14 protein-coding genes are annotated in these 8,511 nt (G+C 61.7%); all 14 read left to right on the top strand.

The annotated features are described in order from the left end of the window. The first annotated feature begins 515 nt into the window (after positions 1 to 515). Entirely contained in the window at positions 516 to 824 is a 309-nt protein-coding gene (locus tag NN5_RS17610; RefSeq protein WP_067736291.1) for a hypothetical protein, read from the top strand. Between the two features lie 2 nt (positions 825 to 826). Continuing rightward, positions 827 to 1,087, top strand: coding sequence for a hypothetical protein (locus tag NN5_RS17605; RefSeq protein ID WP_067736288.1), 261 nt, complete (start codon positions 827 to 829; stop codon positions 1,085 to 1,087). Positions 1,088 to 1,090: 3 nt separating this feature from the next. Continuing rightward, positions 1,091 to 2,260, top strand: a complete 1,170-nt coding sequence (locus NN5_RS17600) for a tyrosine-type recombinase/integrase (RefSeq protein ID WP_067736285.1) — start codon at positions 1,091 to 1,093, stop codon at positions 2,258 to 2,260. 559 nt (positions 2,261 to 2,819) lie between these two features. Further along, a complete protein-coding gene (locus tag NN5_RS17595) occupies positions 2,820 to 3,005 on the top strand; it encodes a helix-turn-helix transcriptional regulator (RefSeq protein WP_067736282.1) in 186 nt (61 codons plus the stop codon). Beyond that, on the top strand, positions 3,002 to 3,214 hold the full coding sequence (locus NN5_RS17590) for a hypothetical protein (RefSeq protein WP_067736279.1): 213 nt from the start codon (positions 3,002 to 3,004) through the stop codon (positions 3,212 to 3,214). The genes NN5_RS17595 and NN5_RS17590 overlap by 4 nt, the downstream gene beginning before the upstream one ends. Positions 3,215 to 3,217: 3 nt before the next feature. Further along, entirely contained in the window at positions 3,218 to 3,643 is a 426-nt protein-coding gene (locus NN5_RS17585) for a hypothetical protein (protein ID WP_067736277.1), read from the top strand. A gap of 256 nt (positions 3,644 to 3,899) precedes the next feature. After that, on the top strand, positions 3,900 to 4,802 hold the full coding sequence (locus NN5_RS17575; protein WP_067736272.1) for a phage replication initiator YdaU family protein: 903 nt from the start codon (positions 3,900 to 3,902) through the stop codon (positions 4,800 to 4,802). Further along, positions 4,799 to 5,533 carry a phage antirepressor gene (locus NN5_RS17570; RefSeq protein ID WP_067736269.1) on the top strand — a complete coding sequence of 245 codons (735 nt, stop codon included), beginning with the start codon at positions 4,799 to 4,801 and terminating at the stop codon, positions 5,531 to 5,533. Before NN5_RS17575 ends, NN5_RS17570 begins: the two co-directional genes overlap by 4 nt. Positions 5,534 to 5,646: 113 nt before the next feature. Beyond that, positions 5,647 to 6,162 (top strand): terminase small subunit-like protein, encoded by a 516-nt coding sequence (locus NN5_RS17565; RefSeq protein ID WP_174523910.1) that lies wholly within the window; start codon positions 5,647 to 5,649, stop codon positions 6,160 to 6,162. A gap of 2 nt (positions 6,163 to 6,164) precedes the next feature. Continuing rightward, positions 6,165 to 6,500: a hypothetical protein gene (locus NN5_RS17560; protein WP_067736266.1), complete on the top strand. Its 336-nt coding sequence runs from the start codon at positions 6,165 to 6,167 to the stop codon at positions 6,498 to 6,500. Between the two features lie 460 nt (positions 6,501 to 6,960). Continuing rightward, complete coding sequence (locus NN5_RS25940; RefSeq protein ID WP_157081195.1) at positions 6,961 to 7,101, top strand: ribbon-helix-helix protein, CopG family; 141 nt, start codon at positions 6,961 to 6,963, stop codon at positions 7,099 to 7,101. 18 nt (positions 7,102 to 7,119) lie between these two features. Next, complete coding sequence (locus NN5_RS17550) at positions 7,120 to 7,548, top strand: Bbp16 family capsid cement protein (RefSeq protein WP_067736260.1); 429 nt, start codon at positions 7,120 to 7,122, stop codon at positions 7,546 to 7,548. Between the two features lie 14 nt (positions 7,549 to 7,562). Further along, positions 7,563 to 8,273: a hypothetical protein gene (locus NN5_RS25935; RefSeq protein WP_157081194.1), complete on the top strand. Its 711-nt coding sequence runs from the start codon at positions 7,563 to 7,565 to the stop codon at positions 8,271 to 8,273. Then, positions 8,273 to 8,509 (top strand): hypothetical protein, encoded by a 237-nt coding sequence (locus NN5_RS17535; protein WP_067736251.1) that lies wholly within the window; start codon positions 8,273 to 8,275, stop codon positions 8,507 to 8,509. Before NN5_RS25935 ends, NN5_RS17535 begins: the two co-directional genes overlap by 1 nt. Positions 8,510 to 8,511: the final 2 nt, after the last annotated feature.

Here is an 8,511-nt window from a genome sequence, read left to right as displayed (position 1 = left end):
AGTGATCCCGAACCGGACGACGACAGCAAGGGCAATTCCGGCAAGAAAGAGGTCGGCGCGTTGATCGCATCGGCCGCGGATTCGCCTTCAGTCCCTGCATTTGGCGAATAGATTTTCAGGCGAAGGCGCTTGCAGCAGAGGCCTGGATCGTGCCGGGGATGTTTGTCGCGTTGATGCCGGGCCGGGATTCAGACAGCAATGCCGCGCTCATGAAAGCTGTCGTGCGTCCTGCGTGAAGCGCAAACCTTGTCTGCATCGAGACATTATCCGCATCGAGACATTGGCGCGCCCGGCAGGGTTCGAACCTGCGACCCCAAGCTTAGAAGGCTCGCCAGCAAATTACCATGCATTCAAAGTAGCGAATTTCTGCGCTTCATAGAACACATGGGTTGCATAATTCGGATTATAAGTTACCTATTGTGTTACCTGATGCCGCCTAGGTAACAGGCGAGCCGAGGCGAAGTTGGCGCTTCAATCCCCGGCTCTGACCACAACCGATCGTTAGGAGATCGATCATGGCTATTGCCGAACTACAGACCAAATCCACCCCTGTCATTCCCGGTGTCGACAGGCTTCGAATTAACGGCATGACGCCGTTCTGCTCGAACGATGACAATGACGCCGATCGGCGCTTCAGCGAAGCGCACGCCTTGCTGACGACGCTGTCGAGCGCAATTTACGCTGATGAGTTGATTGCACCTGGCGAGAGAAACGTATCCGACCAGAGGCCCGAAATCTTGGCGTGTGCCTTGGAGGGGATTGCAAGTCTGATCGCGCTCGGCATGCATCATCGCATTGCTGCTTCAGTGGCAAAGGGGGTCTGACCATGTGCGAAAACGCAGACCTATCGGCCATTCGCGACAACGGAGATAAGATCCAATCGCAAATGAAGCGCATTCAATACCTGACGGAGAGTATCTACGAATTGTCCGAGCACCTCGAAGTTGACCTTCCGCCAGACGGGCTCCGTACTCTAGGGCACATGCTCACCTTTATCGACATTATCAACGAAACTGCGAAAGCGGCGTTCGGCTTGGCCGATCCAGTGGCAAAAGTGGGCTTCGCATCGGTGAAGAGCGCCGGCTGACCCATGCTCACCGACACAAAGGTCGCGGCCATCAAGCCGCCGGAAAGCGGTCAGGACGAGTATCCCGACCACAAGGTGACGGGGCTGCGGCTTCGCGTCGGCGTCGGCGGCAAGAAAACCTGGACCCTGCGCCGCCGCGTGGGGTCCAAGGTCATAAACAAGAAAATCGGCACCTATCCCGCGACCAGCCTTGCGGCGGCCCGCAAGGCGGCTGGGGCCATGATAGAGGCACTGGAGCGCGAAGGCTCACCCGAGGCGCTTGAGCGGACATTTGGTGATGTCGCATCCACATGGATCGAGAAGGTTGCCAAGCCGAAAAACGATAGTTGGAAGCTGCAGGAACGGCGGCTGGAAATGCACGTTCTGCCTCACTGGCGCGACCGGCGTCTGACCTCGATCAGGCGCAGCGACGTGCGGGATCTGCTGGAAGGCATTGAGGGGGAGGTCCTGCCGAACCGCGTGCTGACCGTGATCAAGACGGTGTTTCGCTACGCCCTGTCACGAGACTGGATCGAAGCATCGCCGGTGGAAGGCATTGCCAAGCCGAAGTCGGAAACCGAACGCGACCGCGTGCTGAGCATGGACGAGCTCAAGCGCCTCTGGAACGCATCCGAACTGTCGGGATACCCCTTCGGCTACTTCCTGCGCATGTTGATGCTGACCGGCCAGCGTCGCAGTGAGGTGGCCTCCATGAAGTGGAGCGACGTCGACCTCGATGCGGGAACGTGGGTGCTCTCCGCCACCGACACGAAGAGCGACCGCGCGCATCTGGTGCCCTTGTCAGCGCCCGCCGTTGCCATTCTTCAAACGGTTCCGCGGTTCGGAGAGTATGTCTTCACGACGGACGGCAAGACGTATTTTCAGGGCTTCGCGAAAGCCAAGGCGCAGCTAGACGAGTTCATCAAAGCCAAAGGCGAAGCGCTCGACGCATGGACCCTGCACGATCTCAGGCGATCAGCGGCGACGCACATGGTGCGGCTGGGTGTCTCGGAAACGATCGTCTCACGCATTCTCAATCACGCCCGGCAAGGCGTAACGGCCAAGGTCTATGCCCTGCACTCCTATGCACCGGAGAAACGGCACGCGCTTGATGCCTGGGCTACAGAAATACTGCGAACGGTGGGCGTTACTTTGGCCGATAACGTTGTGCCATTGCGGTCGGACAATACCTAATGCCGCGGGGGGGAACTGTGGGCGTGCTGATCGACGCAAGGATAGCCCTACGGGCGGGGCTATGGCTTTGCCAATGGACGCCACCAGCGCCGACGTTGCTTGGCGGGTCCATAGATCCTGCGGTCGCTACTGCTCTCAATGAATTGGGCGAGCAATTTGTTAAGGCGGGCAAGCGAAGGGCTCCGAAACGGCAGATACAGGTCTCGCGGATATTGGCTGAGCATTTCATCAACACCTTCCATCCGTGCACGGCCGGGCTTGTGAGACTTTGGCCGCCAGAGGCGTTGAAGCTGCGCCGGCGATGCCAGGGTGCTTTGCGTAAGCGCCGCGGCCCATGGCGGCGGGAACGACCAAGGGCGCCAATGCGCCTTGATGAGCATATCGACCTGCGCTCTCGTCAGGACAGAGAATATCGTCGACGGACACGTCTGCGGCTGGAATCGCAGGCGGCGCGCAGGGCCGCATTAGCCGAGCATATTTTCTCCTGAAATAACCGCCGCGCTCCGCGATGATAGTGTGACTATCAGCATTGGTGCCAATGCAATTGGAGGCACCAATAATGGACATTCAGTTCATCGCACCGAAGAAGGTTTGCGAGAAAATCGCTGTCAGCCGCGGCACGCTCGACAATCTCGTCGCGCGGGGGGAATTCCCGCAGCCGTTTAGGATCACGCCCGGACGCCTGGCGTTTGACGCTGCCGAAGTTGAGCAGTGGATGAAGGAGCGGCTGGAGCGAGCGGCGTGAAGCCTCTGGCGATCCGGGCCCGGGCTCTTCCCGATGGAAACGGCTTCGAGGTGGAGCGCGAAAGCGCCGTGTTCGGCCGCCGGCCGATCGGTTTCCGCCTTCACGCGCGAGACGCAAACCAACTCGCCCGCGAGCACCATGAGATCGACCGGGCATTCTACGCGCCGGGCGCCATGTCGCCGCCAGTGCTGGAACTTTTCGAGGATTGAGCGATGGACGACGAACCTGAAATCGTGATGGCCGCAATACTCTCTGCCAGTCTGGCGCTGGTGCGTCCTGCGGGGATGTCAGCTGCAGATGTTGAAGACTGGCTCATCGCCGCGATCGACACACTGGCCCACCTGCCGCTCCACATCTTCGAAAACGGTGCTCGCACAGCTCGCGGGCGTTGCACGCACCATTCGCAGATCGTGCCGGCCATCCTCGACGACACCCGCGAGGCGCTGGCCTGGCACACTCGCCCTAAGGTCAATTGGGTCCCGCGACTGGTCGTGCCCGAACAGGAAGCGCCGCGCGCTCAAGAGCCGTTGCCCGATCCGGCATCGATGTCCGGCGCTTTGCAGCGCATGGGGCTCTCTCGCGGCTGGCTGGTCGAGCGCGATGGCCGCCTTGAATGGTCGGAGGACGACGTCGCATGACCATGTACATAAAACCGGATGCAGTAGGCTGGCCGCCTCCATGCGCAATCGAAGTGCGGCCGGTCAAGGGATCGGATGGATTCGCCGTCAACGAGGCATTCGACAATGCCCCTGATGTCTGGACCAATCTCGGCATTTGCGGGACTGCTTTCGAAGCAAACAGTTATGCGACGGCCCGACACCTTGCCGCGAACAACATCCGGCGGGCTTTCATGATGCCGAAGCCATGCAATGTGACGCTCTGGGATGACCAGAAATGAGCAATCACCTGATTTCCGAGGTCTACAAGCGGCAAGTAGGCAACGTCACGCGGACCGCTGTCATGCTGCTCATGGCGGACAAGGCCTCTGACGATGGATCTGGCGTCTGGTCCAGCAAGCAGCGCATGGCCGACGAACTCGGCATGTCGCGGCGCGGCGTCATCAAGGTAGTGGCATCGCTGATCGAAGATGGTCTCATTCTGGAAACCGGCCAGCGCGAGTGCGCCAACGGTTTTACGATCGAGTATGCTATCGCTGTTCAGCGACTTAGGGCTTTGCCGCTTGTGCCAACGCACCTGCCCCGCCCGCTCGATGTCTGCACCAGTGAACCACGTTCACAGGTGAACGATGTTCCCGCCACCCGTGAACACGGTTCACCCGACCCGTGCACGTCGTTCACGCCACCCGTGAATGACGTTCACCCAAACCCTCCTAGAACCCTCCTAGAACCCTCCTTGAACCAAGATGATATGTGCGTGCGCAAAGGCCGTCGCGGTAAGAGCGGTCCGGTCAGCAAGCCGGACGATGTCAGCGACCAGGTGTGGGCGGATTTCGTCGCACATCGCAGGCGTCGGCGGGCAGACCTCACCTCGACGGCGTTGGACGGCATTCGGTCTCAGGCAGTAGCTGCGGGCTGGACGCTCGAAGCAGCACTGGCCGAGATGGTCGCTCGCGGGTGGACCGGCTTCAAAGCTGAGTGGGTCCGGGAGAGCAATTCCGGGGGGAGGCGATCTGAGCGCCCAGCCGTGTCGCAGATCGGATTGGCGGTTGCCCAGCGGCGCAGAGCTGCACGTGTTGGCCGAGATCAGCAAACGCCGCTTCTGGAGAACCATCACGACAACGGCGGCACAGACCTGACTGCAGGTATGGCCTCGATCATCGGGAGTTCGGTGCGATGAACGCCATTGTGCCTTTCAGTTTCGAAAGTAGTCCGGTGCGCGTCGTGAATCGGGACGGCCAGCCATGGTTCGTGGCCGCAGACGTTTGCGCCTCACTCGACATTGCCAACCACCGTGATGCGCTGGGACGGCTGGATCCAGACGAAAGGGCGTCGGTAGTAGTCGACACCCCTGGGGGCATGCAGTCGGTCGCGGCGATCAACGAGAGCGGCGTCTACAAGCTCGCGCTTCGCAGCCGTAAGGCGGCCGCCAAGCGGTTCACCAAGTGGCTTACCTCCGACGTGCTTCCGTCGATCCGCCGCACCGGTCGCTACGGCGCTCCAGCCGCGCCGATCGACTTGACGGATCGCACGCAGCTGCAGGCCCTCCTGCACCAGCTCACCACGATCGCGCTCGATGCTGACACCAAGGTCGCGGCGCTGGAACCACAAGCCGACGCTCTGGCGCGGCTGGCGCAGTCCGATGGCTCGCTATGCGTCACCGATGCGGCCAAGGCCCTGGGCGTTCCGCCGCGCCGGTTGTTCTCATGGCTTGAGGCAAACCACTGGACGTACCGCCGCGGCGACGGCGGGCACTGGGTCGCTTACCAGGCGAAGATCGACACCGGCGTGCTTGAGCACAAGGGAACCACGATCCGGCGTCACGGGGGAGTGCCCGACAAGCTGGTCGAGCAGGTAATGGTGACGCCGAAGGGTTTGACGCGGCTGGCAACGCTGAAGGCGGGACAATGACGGAAGGAAATATCGAGAGGTGCTGGCGCTGATGCAGTCTCGAGTGGATGCCGGAAAATCGGTGCAGGAATGGTCAGGACGCACGAATGACATGTGATGGACCGCCCTCCGAAGTGGACCAGAACGCGCCCGCGCGCCCGCGCGCGAAGACGCCAGCCGCGAGGGCGAAACTGCAGCGGGCGATCTGCGAGCGGATTATGCTGGGCGAGAGCGTTCGCGCGATCTGCGACGACATGTCGATGCCCGCGCGCAGCACCGTCATGAACTGGCTGCGGGACGATCCGGAGTTTCGCACAGCCTATGCGCTGGCGAAGCAACTGCAGGCCGACATGCTCGCCGACGAGATCATCGACATTGCCGACGACGGCCGTAACGACTGGGTTGAGCGGAAACGCGAGGACGGAAGCACTCAGGTCGTGTTTGACCATGAGAACGTCCAGCGGTCGAAGCTCCGTGTGGACAGCCGCAAGTGGCTGGCCGCGAAGCTGGCGCCGAAACGGTACGGAGATGCCCAGACCGTGAGTGTTGGCGTCACCGATGGTGAAGGGAACGCCATGAGCCTTGAGGAAACCGTGATGCGACTCGCGGCGATTGCGGCTGGCGTAGCCGCCCGTAAAGGAGGGAATTGAGCATGGACCTTGTGACGTTGCTGCGCAAAGGCAAGCCGGCGGAATTGCGGGAAATCGGCGAGATGCTTGTCGGGCTTGCAGCGATGCCGCGCGATGCGGGCACCGCAGCGATCATCGAAGCGACCGTTGCCAAGTTCGCCGATCCGCGGGAATTCGATCTTGCTGCGGTGCTGAATGCGGCGCGGCGTCGGAGCATGACCTTGAACGATGCACTGATCGAAGATGGCATGACGCACTCGGCTCTGCTTGCTGCGGAACTCGAACGCCGAGGTGATGCCCGCACGGTGGAGGAGTATGTCGTAGCGCAGTGCGGCGGCTATCTGCGCAGTGACCTGTAGGAGGTCAAAACCGGGCACCACTTCCGGCCAAAACGCTAAGGTTTGCTAAGGCCGGAACCACACTTAGCTTCGGCCATCGCGCGTGCATGCGCGCGCGAGGCTGGGTTCACGCCGGGATAGTCGGCGACAAAAAAGAAGCCCCACCGCCGGAGCGATGGGACTTCACCCGTGATCTTCGATGCAGACGTTATGGACCTGTCGAGGGCACACGATCAAGGGCGCGCTGTGCGTTTTGCGCGGGGATCTGCACTCCGGATGCAAAAAGGGCCCCTTGGAATTCCAAGAGACCCTTTGAAGCCGGCGCTTTGGTCTGCCCTGAAGGGTGACCGGGCTCCGCCCCCTCTTCACGCTCCTGATGCGCCCGAGGTGCCGACCAGCCCGGCGTTTACCGCTGCAAAGCCCGCGATTCAACCGCGATGTTAAACGCAATATCCCCTCGTTTAACACGATGGAGGTTCGTTTGGCTCAAGCGCAAAAAAGCGAGTTCGTCGGCTTTCGGGCCAACGCCCGATTGCTGGGCGCTCTCGAAGAGCGTGCACACCTGGCCGGTGTGAGCGTATCCGAGATGCTGCGCCGCATCCTCCTGGCTCACGTCTTCTGACAACTTGGGGGGATACCCATGATTTTCGACAACAGTCTTCTGCTCAGCGACGAGCAGGCCATCACGGGCGATGCCGCGTCCGCCAACGTCATCGACCTGGGCGTCCCCGGCACACCGTATGGCAGCTCCGTCCCCCTCACTCGCGACATCGGTATCGGCTCGGACGTCCCGCTGCATGTCAGCGTGAACGAGACCTTCAACAACCTCACCTCGCTGCAGGTTCAGGTGCAGACGTCTCCTGACAATGCAACCTGGACCACGATCATGGGTGGCAAGGTCGTGGCAGCGGCCGATCTCGTCACCGGCTACAAGTTCGACGTGCCGTATGAGCTCCCGCGGGGCACCAACGCCCGGTACGTGCGCCTGTACTACGACGTCACCGGCACCGCGCCCACGACGGGCAAGATCACTGCTGGCGTTGTCGCTGGCCGCCACTCCAACTTCTGAACAGGGGCCAGCGCATGCAACTGCTCACCAAAGCGGACTACGAAAGCCGCCTCGCACAGCTGACGGAGGAACAGTCACTCGCCGAGACGGATCATCGCCGCGCGGCCCTTGCTCTCGAAGTAGGGAGCGGCAACGAGGCGGCGGTGCGGAAAGCCCAAGCCCACGTCGAGCGCATCGCCGGTCGCATCGCCGGGCTGCATGGAGCCTGGGAAGAATCGCAGCGGCTGGCCGCGCAACAGGACGCCGATGTCGCCAATGACGCGTACGCCGAGCTTGTGTCCGCTGTCGATGAACAGCTGGTCAAGCGGCAGAGGTGCCTTGCTAATGTTCGCATACTTGCTGTTGCTCTTGCTGCCAGCATGGCGGAATTTGACGAAGCCGTTCCCGCGATCCGGAGAATGCTTGCGGGGCGGCCGGAGATGCGCAACGGCTTGGTAGCCTTGGAGCACTCGATGGACATCGGCCAGGCGGCTGGCACAGTCATTGCCGAGCTTGGCATCGCCCCAAGCCGGATTTGCGCGTCGGAACGCTCGGCGGAATCGTTTGTTCAACGAGAAGAGAAGTTTGCCGACGCTATTCTAAGTTGGATTGCGCGGCTCGCTCCAGCCAAGGCAGAGCCGGTCGCGCCCGATCCGGCGGCCCCGCCTCCCGGCATGTATGATTACGCGCAGACCACGGCAAAGGGCGTCCCGTCCGGCTTCGACGCCGCTCAAGGGGGTGAATGATGGCTAAGGTCACTGCGGTATCGCCGAAGGCCGCTGCGGAGCCGTCCAGGCTCACCGACGAACAGCAGGAGCTGATGCGACTCGCCCGGCGTCCACGTGCGATTGCCGGGTGTTTACCGGAAGGCGAAATGCCGCCTGAGGGCATGTACCTGAAGCCCGGATCGTTCGATTTGCCGCCGTCCGGCTGGGATGCTTGTCAGGCGGCAGTCGAGAAGGCCAAGCGAGGGAGGAACTGAAC

This window comes from Novosphingobium naphthalenivorans NBRC 102051, assembly GCF_001590985.1.
GTDB lineage: Bacteria > Pseudomonadota > Alphaproteobacteria > Sphingomonadales > Sphingomonadaceae > Novosphingobium > Novosphingobium naphthalenivorans.
Note: the sequence above shows the minus strand (reverse complement) of the source record. Positions and strands in the feature narration are given on the sequence as shown.